Here is a 15,119-nt window from a genome sequence, read left to right as displayed (position 1 = left end):
ACGCCTGCGCTTGCTGCCCAGGGGTCACTGCCGTTGCGCTGTCACACCGCTGTGAATGGCGCGCACTCTACCCTAGGCAGTCTCTTAGGCCCCAACGCTAGCGTGAGGAGATCAAACGAATGTCAGAAAATTTTACAGCTATGCCCCGCAGCCTGAAAAATGGAATAAGGCGTCAATAGGCACGTCGCGGCAACAAGTGTTGTGTAAAAGCGAACGTATGCCTGTGATCGATGACAGAACAATGGCGAATAAGAAAAGATAAAGTAACAATAATGACTTTTATTGGTAACAACGTCAGCTTTATTTACTTCACTGAAGTGGCATCCATAAAGCCGCCCTATAACCGGTTGTTTTTTAAATAAAAATAAAAGTGGCGCGAAAGCTGCTAGTTCGCAGCAACTCTCTTCTCGACTGTTAAGACGATAGCCGCTAGCAAGATTCCCATATCGACCCTGACGGTCATCATGACTGTGGTCCATCACTCGACGCAGTAAAACGATTTCCGCTGTGATGCCAAACGATGAAGACGCGCGAGCGTATTTACCCGTTCGCTAGCGCGCGTCTTTCATCGATTTTCAGCCGCCCTGTGAAGCCTCTGTCTATCTCGTTATCAACTGTTGGAGCTGACGATGTCGATTGTCCTGAATCCTCTCGGAACCTACCAAACCGGTGTCTTCGACGAGGGCGCGCAAGAGATCAACGCCTACGACCCGGAGACCCAGCGCCTGTTTGTCGTCAACGCCGATGCCACGACGATCGACGTGCTGGATCTCGGTGACCCCGCCAATCCCATCAAGCTCGGCAGTCTCGATGCCTCGGCCTTTGGCTCCAGTGCCAACAGTGTGGCGGTGAAGGAGGGGCTGATTGCGGTGGCGATCGAAGCCCCGGTGTCGACCGATCCCGGCAAGGTCGTGTTCTTCAACGCCGATGAGACCGATTTTGCCAACCCCACCTTGGTCGCCGAGGTCGGCGTGGGCGCGCTGCCCGACATGGTCGCCTTTACCCCCGACGGAAGCACCCTGGTCGTCGCCAACGAAGGCGAGCCCGACGGCGGCGTCGATCCGGACGGCTCGGTCAGCCTCATCGACATCGACACCTTTACCGAGCAAAAGGCGACCTTCGATGCCTTTAACGCGCAACAGGCCGAGCTGCAGGCTGCCGGCCTGCGGCTCTTTCCTGGCAAGACCCTCTCTGCGGATGTCGAGCCCGAATACGTAGCGATCACGTCGGACGGCGCCCAGGCCTATGTCAGCTTGCAGGAGGCCAATGCGGTGGCGGTGGTCGATATCAACACGGCCACCGTCACCGACATCCAGCCGCTACAACCGATCGACCACAGCCAACCCGGCAATGGCCTCGATCCCAGTGACCGCGACTCCGGCATCAACATCCAGACCTGGCCCGTCCTTGGCCTGCAGATGCCGGACGCGCTCGCCGTCCACGAGGTCGGTGGTGAGACCTATTATGTCACCGCCAATGAAGGCGACGATCGCGGCGATGCCGATGCAGACGCGACCGGTGATGCCGTCCGTCTCAAGGATCTCGATGAGGTCACCTCCTTCGGGCGGACTGGCCTTGGGCTGGATGCCAGCATCACCGATGTGTACCCCAACATTGCCGATGATGACCAGCTCGGCCGCCTCACGATCTCCACGGTCGATGGCGACACCGACGGCGATGGCGACATCGACCAGATCCATGCCTACGGCAGCCGCTCGTTCAGCATCTTCGACAGCCAAGGCAACCTGGTCTTCAACAGCGGCGATGACTTCGAGCGGATCACGGCACAAGCCTTCCCCGACGATTTCAACGCCAACAACGACGAGAACGACAGCTTCGAGAGCCGCAGCGACAACAAAGGCCCAGAGCCGGAAGGCGTCACCCTCGGCGAGATCGACGGTCAAACCTATGCCTTCGTCGGCCTCGAGCGCGTCGGCGGCATCATGGTCTATGACATCACCGGTCCGGCCAACGCCTCCTTCGTCTCCTACATCAACAACCGCGATTTCAGCGTCGATGCCGAGCTCGCCGATGGCTCGACCAACACCGCAGTCGGCAATCTTGGCCCCGAAGGGCTGACGTTCATCGCCGCCGAGGAAAGCCCGAACGGGCAGCCGCTGCTGGCGGTCTCCAACGAGGTGAGCGGTACCACGACGGTGTATGAGATCGAGTCGCCAGCGGCTGCAGCGAGCGATCTGGTGATCTCCGGCGTCATCGATGGTCCGCTCTCGGGCGGGGTGCCCAAGGCGATTGAGCTGTATGCGGTCAACGACATCGCCGATCTCAGCAGCTACGGCCTTGGCGGGGCCAATAACGGCGGCGGCAGCGATGGTGAAGAACTGAACCTGAGTGGCTCAGTGAATGCCGGCGAGTACCTCTACATCGCCTCCGAAAGCACGGGCTTTGAAGACTTCTTCGGCTTTGCGCCTGACTTCACGAGCAATGCGGCCTCGATCAACGGCGACGATGCCATCGAGCTGTTCAAGGACGGCGAGGTCGTTGACCTCTTTGGCGACATCGATGTCGATGGTACCGGACAGCCTTGGGAATACCTGGATGGCTGGGCCTACCGGAAAGCGGGCACTGGCCCGGATGGCAACACGTTTGAGCTGAGCAACTGGACCTTCAGTGGTCCGAACGCCCTGGACGGTGAGTCGAGCAACGACGCCGCTGCAAACCCGTTCCCCGTGGGCAGTTTTGCCGCTGACAGTGGTGAGGAAGGAGCCTATACCCTGGAACTGCTCCATGCCGCTGACCAGGAAGCCGGGTCGGCGGCCATTCAGGATGCCCCGCGTTTCTCAGCTGTGCTCAATGCCTTGCGGGCTCAGGATCTGGGCGGCGACGGCCTCCCCGAAAACACGCTGACCTTGTCAGCCGGTGACGCCTTCATTCCCGGCCTGTTCTTCGATGCCTCCGAGGCAGCGTTCGGGTCGGCGGGCATCGCGGATATCCAGATCCAGAACGAGCTCGGCTTCCAGGCGATCTCCTTTGGAAATCACGAGTTCGATTTCGGCACCGCAACCCTGGCTGGGCTGATCGACGGTTCTGCGGCCGGTGATTTCTCGGCATTGACCGGCACGGATTTGGACGGCCAGGACTTCACTGGAGCCGCTTTTCCCTACCTGTCCACCAACCTCGACTTTGCCACCGACGCCAACTTGGACCCGCTGCAGGTTGCCGGCGGCCAAGCGCCCCAAGCAGGTGTCGTAACCTCTTCCACCGTCATTGATGTCAACGGCGAGAACATCGGGGTGGTTGGTGCGACGACGCCGACCCTGGACAGCATCTCCAGCCCCGGTGATCTGGGCATCGCGCCGGCTGACTTCGATGGCAATCCAACCCCTGCTCAGCTCGATGCATTGGCAGCTGAGATCCAAACAGAGGTCGATGCGCTACTCGCGGCCAACCCTGACATGAACAAGGTCGTGCTGCTGGCCCATATGCAGAAGCTCGACATCGAGCTGGCATTAGCCGAGCGGTTAAGCCACGTCGATATCATCGTTGCCGGCGGTTCCAATACGCGCTTGTTCGACGACAATGATCGCATCCGTGCGGGCGACAGCGACCAAGGCCAATATCCCCAGTTCGTCACCGATGCCGATGGCGTGACGACCGCGGTGGTCAACACCGATGGCAGCTACAAATACGTTGGCCGTCTGGTGATCGACTTCGACAGCGACGGCCATATCATCGCCAACAGCTACGATCCCGAGGTCTCCGGTGCCTATGCGACCGATGCCCAGGGCGTCGCCGACCTGAATGCCGAAGGGCTGATCGACCCCGAGATCCAAGCCATTGCCGATGCAATCGAGGCGCAGGTCGTCGCGACCGAGAGCAACGTCTTCGGCGTCTCCGAGGTGTTCCTCAACGGCAACCGCTCTGGTGTCGAGACGCCTGAGGAGACCGATGGTGTCCGGACTCAGGAAACCAACCTGGGCAATCTGACCGCCGATGCGAACCTGTCGATCGCGCGGGAGTTCGACGACAGCGTGGTCGTGTCGATCAAGAACGGCGGCGGGATTCGGGCTTCGATCGGTGAGACGATCGTTCCTCCTGGTGGGACCGAGCCAGTTCGCTCCCCGAACGAGGCGGTCATCGACAGCGACGGCAATATCGTCAAGCCGGAAGGGGGTATCAGCCAAAACGATATCCAGACCACACTGGCCTTCAACAATGGCTTGACCTTGTTGACCTTGACCAAGGCGGAATTGGTCGCTGTCCTGGAGCATGGTATCAGCGCGATTCCTGGTGTCGATGGTCGCTTCCCGCAGGTCTCCGGTGTCAAGTTCTCCTACGATTCCGACCTGCCGGCCGGCGATCGCATCAACAGTGCCGGTATCTTCGATGAGAACGACGACCTCATCGCTGAACTGGTGCGCGACGGCGAGCTCGTTGGCGATGCCAGCCAGACCTTCCGCGTCGTGACCCTGAATTTCCTGGCCGGCGGCGGGGATGACTATCCCTTCCCGTCCGGACCCGAAGCCAATCGCGTCGACCTCACCGATCTTGATGGCGATGGTAATGCGGATGGGGACCAAACCGGTGATGCGACGTTCGCCGATGATGGCACCGAGCAGGACGCCCTCGCCGAATACCTGGACGACAACTTCAACCCGGACAACGGCGGCGAGGCGTTTGGTGCGACCGACACTGGCCGCAATCTCGATGAACGTATCCAAAACCTGAATTTCCGCACGGATACTGTCCTCGAGCCCGAGGCTGCCGCGCCCGAGCTGATCATCTCCGAGATCTGGCCCGGACAAGCAGGCAGCGATCTGACCGAAGACTGGTTCGAGATCACCAATGTTGGCGATGTCGTCTGGGACGACGCTGCATTCGGCGATCTCTTCTACGACGACGAAAGCCAAGACCCAACCGACGCGACCAAGATCGAGAACATCGTTTCGATTGCGCCGGGCGAGAGCGCGATCGTCGTGGTCGGCGACTCGGCGGATGCCGCCGGATGGGAAACAGTCTGGGGCGATGACATCGACCTGACCAACCTGCAGGTCGGCTGGACCGACGGCTCTGGCCTGAGCAACGGCGGCGATGCGGTCACTCTGTTCCTGCGCGATGAGCCAGTAATCGGTCAGGCCCCAAACGATGGCCTCGATGCTGACGACATCATCGATGTCGCGACCTACCCGGATGCCGATGGCAATAGCGGACGCGCCTGGGAAGTCGCCGCGGGCCAGTTCGCCACGCTCGAGGACTTCGAGGACACGGTGGCGACAATGCTGACTGCTGGTGACAGCGGCGAGGAGCCGGCGATCGCCTCGCCGGGGTTCATCCCGACCGAAGGCGAACGAGTCGAACACACCCTGATCAGCGCGATCCAGGGCGCAGGTTTCGTCTCACCCCTGATCGATCAGACGGTGTCGGTCAATGCGGTCGTGACCCTTGTCAGCGATCAGCTCAACGGCTTCTTCCTGCAGGAAGAGGACGCCGATGCCGACGGCGACGACGCGACTTCGGAGGGGATCTTCGTCTACACCGGCTCCGATCCGAGCGTCGAAGTCGGCAATCGGGTCTCGTTCTCGGCGACCGTTGACGAGTTCTTTGATGCCACCCAGCTCAGCGGGCTCCAGGACCTCGTCGTCGAGGCCGAGAGCGTCGCGCTCCCGACCCCGGCCAGCGTCAGTCTGCCGCTGGCGGATGTCACTGATCCCGCGGCCTTCTTCGAGAGCATCGAGGGCATGCAGGTGACGGTCACCGCCGGCGAGGGCGAGGCGCTGACTGTCACCGACACCTATACCCGCTTTGGCGAGGTCGGGGTGACCTCGGGCGATCCGCTGATGCAGCCGACCCAGGTCCACGCGAGCTTCTCGCCAGCGGCCGAGGCGTTGGCCGAGGCCAATGCCCGCGACTACCTGCTGTTCGAGAATGCCGAAGACGATAGCCTGTCCAGCGCGCCACGCGTGGGCGATGGCATCGTCGACAACGAGATCAACGGCGTCATGCACTACACCTTCGGTGATTACAAGGTGGAGACGCAGGGCGCGGTTGACTTCGATCCATCCGTCAACCCCTATCCGCGTCAGGACGCGCCGGAAGCGATCGAGGGTCGGCTCAAGGTGGCGTCGTTCAACGTGCTGAACTACTTCACGACCCTCACCTCAGAGGACAGCGACGCCCGCGGGGCAAGCACTGCGCAGGAGCTTGCCGATCAGACCGCCAAGATCGTCGCCGCGATCAGCGCGATCGACGCCGACATCCTCGGCCTGATGGAGATCGAAAACGATCTCGGCGATGTGGACGACGAAGCCGTTGCCGCGCTGGTCAATGCGCTGAATGCTGAACTGGGTGCGGGCACCTACGACTATATCGCGACCGGCAAGGTCGGCGGCGATGCGATCAAACAGGCGGTGATCTACAAGCCGGAGGCCGTCACGCCGATCGGTGACAGCGCGGTGCTCGACAGCGAGGCGTTCATCGATCCGCTGGGCGCCGGCCGCGACCTCAACCGTCCGGCGCTCGCCCAGTCCTTCGAGGAGAACGGCACCGGCGAGGTCTTCACCGTCTCGGTCAATCATCTCAAGTCGAAGGGCAGTCCGACCGGCGTCGTCGTCGATGGCGAGCCGGACGACACTGACGTCGAGGGCTCAGCGGCGCTGACGCGGATTGCGGCGGCGGAGGAACTGGCCGACTGGCTGGCAACCGACCCGACCGGCTCGGGTGATCCCGACCAACTGACGATCGGCGACTTCAACGCCTACGCGATGGAACGCGCGATTCAAGCACTCGACGCGGATGGCTTCAGCAACCTCGCTGACGCGGATTCGATCTCTTACCAGTTCGACGGCCGTCTCGGCACGCTGGATTATGCATTTGCCAACGAGAGCCTGCTGGACCAGATCCAGGATTACACGATCTGGAACGTCAACAGCCTTGAGGCCCACGCCCAGCAGTACTCGGCCTTCCAATTCGACGCGCTTGGCGACTCGACCTCGCCGTTCGGCTCCTCCGATCACGACCCGGTGATCGTCGGGCTGAACCTGCAAGCACCAGCGCCCGAGCGGTTGCTCGTCGAGGGCACCTCGGGTCGCGACTACCTGGTCGGCTCTGATGAGGCCGAGATCATCGCGGGCCGAGGCGGCTTCGGCGATCTGTTAGTCGGGGGTGGCGATGAGGACATCTTCTCCTTCGACACCATCGGCGACGGTGCGCGCGACTATGCCCGTGTGATGGACTTCGAGGCCGGCATCGACAGCATTCAGCTTGCGAGCGATGACTACGACGTCCTGCTCACCTCGCGCTATGCCCGCATCACCGCTGGAGAGGAGAACGACCTGATCCTCATCGGTGGCAGCTTCGAGAGTATTGACGCCTTGGGGATCAATGTCGGCTCCATCGATGGTCTGATCGCCTAATCACAGCTTCTCCGTCGTTCTCACGCGTGCCGTTGCTCATTGGGCAATGGGGCAACGGTACGCGTCTCAATGCGTATCAATGAGGAATTGCAATCATGAAAAAGACACTGACCGCGTTTGCCTTGACCTTTGGCCTGACGACGACCGCGTTCGCGGCGCCGCTTGATTTGACTGGTTTTCAACGTGTTGGCGATGTATCGAATGGAGCTGGCGGCATCTTCTACGCTTTTGATCCATTATTAGGTCTAAGCTTATTGACTGATGATTTCAATAAATCACTCGAGTTTAATTTAGATGCCTCGGGCGGAGATTTTCAGGGTATCACCAGTAACGGGCTTTTCTACGACTTCTTCTTTTTGGGAGGCTCGATTTCAATTGACCAAGGCGGTTCAAAAGACTCGTTTTTCGATATTGTCGAGCTGGGCTTTGCGGGAAACAGTATCGATTTCCTCCTGAACCGGAACGATGCGAACTCATTGGGCAGCGACCCTTATCCCGGCTCGGCCGGAGCAATCTTTTCGCTGACGAGCCAGGATTTCTCGCCCGCCCAAGGAACCACGCTCGATACTGCGTCCACCCTCGAGCAGTTCTTCATCGATAACAGCGACCTTAACGGTGAATACGCTGCGGATGTGACCTTCTCAATCCAAGCGCTCGATGCGGTCTCGGCTGTTCCGGCACCGGCCACACTCGCCTTGTTCGCCATCGGGCTCGTCGGGCTCGTCGGACTCGGCATCTCGCGTCGGCGCGCGCGGTTCGACCGAAAGTTCCACAGCGCTGCTTAACGATTCCACGCCGAGGGTTTAGCCAAAAACCGCGCTATCGATGAGGCCGACGATCTGCAGACGGATGCACTCGGCCTTATCGGTCAAGCGTCATCGGTGACAAGAAGATGAAGATTAATGGACAGTTCACGCAACTGTCACGGATCACTGTCAAACTCGCCAGTCAATCTCATCGCAGCCGAGGGTACCGGGAGATGGAACGCTTCGCAGACGAGCTAGACCTTGCCCAATATCAGACAGATCTGATGACGATGTCGGCGATTACTGCCATTCGGCGACAGTTCGAGGCCGATGCTGGTCGCAAAGACTGCCGCGACTGCGGCGCACCGATTCCGCAAGCGCGTCTCCAGCACGTCCCTAGGGCGCATCGATGCACGCTCTGCCAGGAGCGCCATGAACGCCGGTCGAGTCCGCACTGATTCCGCGAGGAGCCTGCGGTGCTCCCAACTGGGTATCAGGCAAACACGGGTTGTTTGATGGTTGATGACGGCGCCACCCATGGCAATCACCGACGTCAATAGCGATCTATCAGCCGATCTCGGCTTGCGGTTTCTCGGCGTCGGTAATTCTCAAGCGTACAGGCTGGGCTCTTCCGCTGCCGTGCTTGAGGCCGGTCATCGGCCTTGGCTCCTGATTGACTGTGGGCCGACCACGCTCGAGGCGCATCTCGAGACCTATTCTGCGCCGCCGTCGGCGCTGTTTATCACCCACGCACACTTCGATCACATCGGCGGTCTTGAAGGGCTCTATTATCGTCTGGCGACAGCGACGCCTCGGCTGCCCCCGGTCAAGCTGTTTGTCCCCGTCGCCCTCATCACCGTGATGCAGCGTCGCCTCGCCGACTATCCGTGCTTGCTCGCCGAAGGCGGATCGAACTTCTGGGATGTGTTCCAACTGATCCCGGTGTCGGATGGTTTTTGGCACCGGGGCTTGCACTTCACGGTGTTTTCGGTGCGCCACCATGAGCACCTATCGGCCTTCGGATTGGCCCTCGAAGGACGCTTCCTGTTTACCGGCGATACCCGCCCGATCCCAGAGGTGCTGAACCGCTACGCGCGCCGTGGCGAGTGGATCTTCCACGACTGCGGTGTCGAGCCAAACCCATCTCACTGCGGTCTCGACGAGATCCGTACCGAATACAGCCCCGATCAGTGCCAGCGCATGGTGATTTATCACTACGAGTCGGAGCAAGCGGCAGAGCAGATCAGGCGTACCGGGCTGCGTATCGCCCGACGCGGTGAGTGCTTCGCTCTGCAGCCGCTCTCCGTTGCCTCAGCGGCGCCATCCCTTGAAACTGTCGCTCCAGTACCTGCTACAGCGTCCTAAACTGGGCAAGCGTCTCCAACGTCAGGCTCATCAGGCATCAGGCCTGCGGATGGCGCTCCTGGCATCATCACATGGCGCTGGTGATACGCGGGGCAGGGCAAGACCAAGATGATCGCTCTTTTTTCGCTGCCCTTAGAGATCCTGCATCCCCGTTGCGGCTCGATAGATCGCGAACAGCTGGCGAAAGGTCGACTCCCAACCATAGCCGGACTCCAGCACATGCCGGCGTGCAGCCGCCCCAAGCCTCTGGCGCTCGGCAGCGACCTCGAGGATGTTCGATGCCATGGCGCCGGCATCATCGACCGGCCCGAGCCGTCCGCGATCCGGCGCCACGCGCTCGCGTAAGGCGCCAGCATCCACGCCGACGACCGGCAGCCCAGAGGCCTGCGCCTCGACCACGGCCAGGCCGAAGGTCTCGTAGGCGCCGGCGGTGACATAGACATCGGCCGAGGCCATGACCCGCGCATAGGTAGCGCGGTCGCGCTCATAGTGCAGCACCCGGAGGCGCGGCCGTTGCGCGGCGCGCTCCTCGAGCGCTTCGCGCAGCGACCCCTCGCCCATCAGGAACAGGTGGAAGCGCGGCTGCTCCGCAAGCTGCTCGAAGGCATCGACGAGCCGGATGACGGCTTTCTCGCTGTCGAGCCGCCCGCAATAGAGCAGCAGCACCTCATCGTCACCGATCCCCTGCTGTCGTCGCCAAGCGGTGCTGCGCTGCTCGGGCGAGAATTGATCGAGATCCACGCCGAGCGGGACGACCTCGGTGCCGCTGACCCCATACTCGGCGATGCGTGCGGCCTGCGCCGCGGTTGCCGCAAACGTCAGATCGCAGCGGCTGAAGATCTGCCCAAAGGTCGCCTCGGCGCCATTCTCGATGACCTCGCTGACCCGGTGTCCCCAGGCCGCGAGCGTCTCGCTGATCTCCTCGACGCCATCGACCAGGAGGTGCCGCAAGGGCGCGCCGACGTAAGCATGCGCGATATCGGTGTGGAAATACGCCGAGACCAGGCAGCGCCTGTGGTGCTGACGGCATTCGTCGCGGTAGCGAAAGGCGGCCCAGGGCTCGACGAAGAAGCTGCCGAGCTCAACGATATCCGGCGCGCTCTGCGCGAGCGCGTGCCGGACCTTGTCCGGTCGCCAAAAGAACCGATAGGGATGGGCGCCAGGGATCAGCGGACTCTGCAGCTCGATGGTGAGGAGCTGGCCGGTCTGCGACGCGCGGTCGTGCTCGCCGGGGATGATGAGAACATGCTCGTCGTCGCTGTTCTCAGCGATCCAGCGGCGCTTTTGGTCGATATAGGTGCGGATGCCGCCGCTGGTCTCGGTGTAAGCGAGGGTCAGGTCGCAGTAGCGCATGGCTGAGCCTTCTGCAGTAGCGGATCGATGGGGACGCGTTCGGCAAAACCGGCCTGGAAATGTGCGACCGCTCCTCGATGACTGACTGATCCCTCGAAGCGGTCATTGTCCAACATCCGCAGCCGAATTTGGAGTCGGCTCGGGGGCTGAGGGTCCGACGAAGAGCCGTCTCTCTCCAATCCGTCTGGCGAAATGGCTGACGCAAGGGCCGGCGAGAGGTCTGGGCAGCGATCTGGCGAGAGACCAAGCACAGGCAGGTCGACCTCCAGCTGCATGCCCTGGCAGGCCGGCGGCAGGCGCGGGCAGAGACTGCGTTGATTCGGCCCCAGCTCGAGTCCGAGCAGCACCTCGAGCACCAGATTATTGACCAACCCGGTCCAGCCAACAAAGTCGCGCTGCGGCCCCCGGCCCAGGGTCAAAGCCTTCCACCAATTGCCGTCTTTGCGGCGCAGGGCCTGCGTCTGCGGGGCATCCGGATCATAGAACTCATAGAGGCGCCGCTCACGCTCGAACACGCCGTAGACCCCCTGGCACAGCCGAAACGCGAGCTCACCGGCTTCCTGCTGCCGGTCGTAGCGCAACAGCCCCTGGACGACGGCATAGGCGGTGTTGATCCAGACCGGGCCGCGCCACATGTCCTTCTCGAAGCTCAGCTCGTTGCGGGCGACCGACGGCAGCGGCATGCGGGTGCCGAAGCGCTCTGGATCCGTCAGCTGTCGAACCAGGCGGTCTGCCCGGGTCTGATCCGGGACGCCGGCCCAGAGCGGCATCAGCGAGGCGATGGTGGCGATTCGGATCGGCTTGCCGGCGCCATCGCGGTCGAGGTACAGCCCGGTCACCTCATCCCAGAGCTGCTCATCGATGCGAGTGCGCAATGCGGCCGCCTTGGCCGCGAAGGCAGCCGCATCGGCTGCGTGGTCCAGACGCCGCGCCATCTGCGCGAGGGCGTCCAGCTGCAGCAGGACATAGCTGCTGAAATCGGGGGCGGCGATCGTGCGGGTGTCGCGCAGGGCGCTCTCGTCGGTATTGCTGAAGCGCGGTGCGTTCTCGACCCCGGACTCGTAGGGATGGGCCCAGAAGTAGAGGCCATCGGCGAGCTGGCGGTTGGCGTCGAGCCAAGCTTGATAGCGTCGCAGGGGCTCGTAGGTGGTCTCGAGCAGCGAACGGGCCTGGTCCTTGGGCAGCGCGTCGATCACCTCAAGCAGGGCCCAGCCGATCAGGGGCGGCTGGGTGTAGCGCGACTGATGGAACTCGGTGACGACATGTTGGAGACGGTCACCGTCGCGCAGATCGATGACCGCTTTGAGGACCTCGGCGGCGACACCAGCGTCCCACCAGCGCCAGACCTGCGCGATAAACGCGGAATCCCAGAGATAGACGCCGCGAAAGGCGGGGCCAGGAATGGCGTGGCGCGTCGGCGACAGCAGATCGGCCTGTTGCAGGTTGGCGAACAGCAGGGCATAGACCTCGGCGAAGCCGCGCTCGAAGACGGCGGCTTGGGCATGGCCCGCGACCCGCAGGTGCGGCGGCGGTGTCTCGATCCCTTTGCGGCGCAGGACCTCGGGCGGCAGCTCAATCGGCAGCAGCCCGGAGCGTCCCGCCGAGATCCGCGACCAGACCAACAGGTGCCAGAGATACTGCAGGCCCCGTGTGCCGCGGCCAGCGAACGCCGCAACACGGTCTGTGCTCGAGCGGCCTTGTCTCAGGAGACGGCGTAGTTGCCTGATGAGATCAACCACTAGTATCGGCATCGAACTGTCGTCGAATGGCAGCGATCGCCGACATCGTCATCAGATCAGTCTGATATTGGGCAAGGTCTAGCTCGTCTGCGAAACGTTCCATCTCCCGGTACCCTCGGCTGCGATGAGATCGTATGGCGAGTTTGACAGTGATCAGTGACAGTCGCGTGAACTGGCCATTGATGTTCACCCTCATGGTTCCGATTGCTGATCCTGCTCATCCCGGAGCAGGCCACGGCCCATGCATCGATCGGAGTCGCAAGTCGCAGTTTGGCAGGCGTCGTTACTGCGCCGCCTGCTCAGGCCCCATATTCGCCGCGTCACGGAAGTAGCGCTCCAATTCGAGACCGTAGTCGACCGCGCGATTGAGCTCAGCGGTGTACTTCTCGACCGCGCCGGCCGAGGTCGCTAACGCCATCTGGGCGGCGGTGGTGTCAACTGAGCCGGCGGCCTTCTCGGTCAGCGTTCGGGCCTGGCCGGTCGAGTCGAGCTGGAAGGGGCCGGTCAGCTGTCGCGGATCGACCTTGTTTAGGATCGCGTACTGGGTGTTGAGCTCGGCGATCGCGGTAATCAGCTCCTGCTTGACCGCGAGGTAGCGCGACAGGTACTCGGTGAAGGTGGCATAGGCATTGAGGTTGCCGATGTTGGCGGGATCGGCCAAGTAGTCGGGCGTCCACTGAATCTGCAGCACGTTGATGTAGTTCTGAAAATCGAACAGGCTCACATCCTGGTCGGCACGTGCCAGCGCCTGATAGGCCTGTTCGAGCGACTCCTTGACCCAACGCTCGCGGTCAGCCCACTCCTTCTGGTTGCCCGACATCTCGCTGGTATCGAACTCGGTGCCACCGAAATCAAAGGCGCCGAACTGCTTCAACAGATCCCCAAAACTGCCGGCCTGAGCGCTACTGGCGACGACCGCAAACAACAGTGCGCCCGTCAATGCACCTTTCTTGATCACGTCATTTTCCTCCGCCGTTTCCGACCTTGAATGAAGCGCCGCGGTGATCGACGCGCGTCTAGAGATTGTTACCCTGAGGGTCGCCGAGCTCGGTATAGGTGTTGATCAGGGCATCAATGACCGCGCCATTTTGTTGCGGCACGAGCACCTGGCTCGCCTTGATCAGATCCGGGACAAGACCGTTGTTGTCGACGAACTCGCCGAAGACCTGATTCATCTCCTCGTTGCTGATCTCGGTGCTGACCGGGCGAAAGCCCTCGCGCTGGAGCGCCATCAGCTGCATGTCGCGCGTGAGCAGATAGTCCTTGAAGCGCTTCGCGGCCTCGACCTGCTCGCGCGAGTTTCCGTGTCGCAGGACGTAATAGGGATGATCCGAGACCAGGTTGTAACGCGGGTAGCGGATCACCGGCTTGGGGCCGTCGGGGTCATTGGCATCGCGAATGAAGGCCAGCTTGACGGCCAGGTTTTCGTAGACATAGACCGTTGAGAGCGGCTGGCCGCCATAGCCGGCCTGCATCAGCGGCTCAGCGAGCTTTCCGGTGCTGGTCTTGCTCTGGTCCGACATGTATTTCATGAAGGCCAGGTAGGCCTGGAAGGCCGGGTCTTCGAGATCCTCCATGCGCATCTTGTAGCGGCCGCGCTGCGGCGCAAAGAACTCGTAGGCCATGGTGATCAGCGCCACGGCGCCCGAGTTGGAGCTGTCCGGACGGGTGAAGCCAAACTGGTAGGTTCGCCCGTTCGGGTCGATCAGCTCGCCATTGAGCTCGCGCGTGAACAGCTCGGTGATGGTGTCGAAGCTCATCGACTTCTGCAGCTGCGCATCGATCTGTTGCTGCACGGGGCCCCAGGTGACAAAGACCATCGGGCTGCGGGCAATCGAGTCGTCCGTCTCGAACAGTTTTCCGCCGCTGAAGGCCTCTTCGACCACACCGCGGAAGATGCTCGAGGCAGGCGCCCAGACCTGGTACTCATTGCGCCCGTTCTGCATCGACTTGCCGTCTCGAATCAGCGCCCCGGACTTGATCGAGCCGATCTTATCGATGATCAGCCGGATCGGCTTGCCATCGAGGGTCTTCAGGCTTGGATCGGCCATGAAGCGTTCGGCGGCGGCTTCGAGCCAGCCGCGTTTCTCCGAACCGGCGGCGATCTTGACCTCGATCAGATCCCGGTCCTCGGGCACCGGGTAGAGCACCGCTTGCTTGCCGCCGGTGCTGGGTTTGACGGAGACCGGCGCGACCTTGAGCTGCGCTTGTTTGACGGTCTTGTCGATGTCGGCCTCAGCGTCCTTCGGCAGCACCTGGGGTGCTGGGCTCTCCGGGGTGCTCTCGAGCTGCTGCTCGGGTGACGCTTTAATCTGAACCGGCGCGGAGTCTGGCTTGGCCTGAACCTTGGACAGATCGACGTTCAGCGAGCCAAAGTCGAACAGTTTCTCGGCCGCTGGGGCGGCACAGGCCACCGCGAGCAAGAGTGCCGCAACCAACGCGCGGGGCCTCGTCTTGCGCAGGACGGTGCCGCGATGACCGCTGCGTGTCTCCCTGATCACCGCTCGTTCGGGATGGGCCTGGGCGTCTGCATCATCGTTCATCAC

At 62.0% G+C, this 15,119-nt stretch carries 8 protein-coding genes; 4 read left to right on the top strand and 4 right to left on the bottom strand.

All coding sequences use genetic code 11. The features are described from left to right. Positions 1 to 629 precede the first annotated feature (629 nt). From CCR82_RS02080 to CCR82_RS02065, 4 genes are all read left to right on the top strand, one after another. Positions 630 to 7,370 carry a choice-of-anchor I family protein gene (locus CCR82_RS02080; protein WP_201243705.1) on the top strand — a complete coding sequence of 2,247 codons (6,741 nt, stop codon included), beginning with the start codon at positions 630 to 632 and terminating at the stop codon, positions 7,368 to 7,370. A gap of 95 nt (positions 7,371 to 7,465) precedes the next feature. Then, positions 7,466 to 8,155 (top strand): PEP-CTERM sorting domain-containing protein, encoded by a 690-nt coding sequence (locus CCR82_RS02075; protein ID WP_201243704.1) that lies wholly within the window; start codon positions 7,466 to 7,468, stop codon positions 8,153 to 8,155. A gap of 107 nt (positions 8,156 to 8,262) precedes the next feature. Then, the gene (locus CCR82_RS19035; RefSeq protein WP_201243703.1) at positions 8,263 to 8,574 is read left to right on the top strand and encodes a TraR/DksA C4-type zinc finger protein; all 312 of its coding nucleotides are present in this window, start codon (positions 8,263 to 8,265) and stop codon (positions 8,572 to 8,574) included. 79 nt (positions 8,575 to 8,653) lie between these two features. Then, a complete protein-coding gene (locus CCR82_RS02065) occupies positions 8,654 to 9,481 on the top strand; it encodes an MBL fold metallo-hydrolase (RefSeq protein ID WP_201243702.1) in 828 nt (275 codons plus the stop codon). A 132-nt stretch (positions 9,482 to 9,613) separates the two neighbouring features. Here the strand turns inward: CCR82_RS02065 and CCR82_RS02060 are convergent, their stop codons facing one another. From CCR82_RS02060 to CCR82_RS02045, 4 genes are all read right to left on the bottom strand, one after another. Next, positions 9,614 to 10,834, bottom strand: coding sequence for a glycosyltransferase (locus CCR82_RS02060; RefSeq protein ID WP_201243701.1), 1,221 nt, complete (start codon positions 10,832 to 10,834; stop codon positions 9,614 to 9,616). Then, positions 10,816 to 12,585 carry an MGH1-like glycoside hydrolase domain-containing protein gene (locus CCR82_RS02055; protein ID WP_201243700.1) on the bottom strand — a complete coding sequence of 590 codons (1,770 nt, stop codon included), beginning with the start codon at positions 12,583 to 12,585 and terminating at the stop codon, positions 10,816 to 10,818. Before CCR82_RS02055 ends, CCR82_RS02060 begins: the two co-directional genes overlap by 19 nt. A gap of 271 nt (positions 12,586 to 12,856) precedes the next feature. Then, positions 12,857 to 13,531: a hypothetical protein gene (locus CCR82_RS02050; RefSeq protein ID WP_338073079.1), complete on the bottom strand. Its 675-nt coding sequence runs from the start codon at positions 13,529 to 13,531 to the stop codon at positions 12,857 to 12,859. 58 nt (positions 13,532 to 13,589) lie between these two features. Continuing rightward, the gene (locus CCR82_RS02045; protein WP_201243699.1) at positions 13,590 to 15,116 is read right to left on the bottom strand and encodes a substrate-binding domain-containing protein; all 1,527 of its coding nucleotides are present in this window, start codon (positions 15,114 to 15,116) and stop codon (positions 13,590 to 13,592) included. Positions 15,117 to 15,119: the final 3 nt, after the last annotated feature.

The sequence above is a fragment of the Halochromatium salexigens genome, assembly GCF_016653295.1.
Lineage (GTDB): Bacteria > Pseudomonadota > Gammaproteobacteria > Chromatiales > Chromatiaceae > Lamprobacter > Lamprobacter salexigens.
This window is presented reverse-complemented; position numbering and strand designations above follow the sequence as displayed.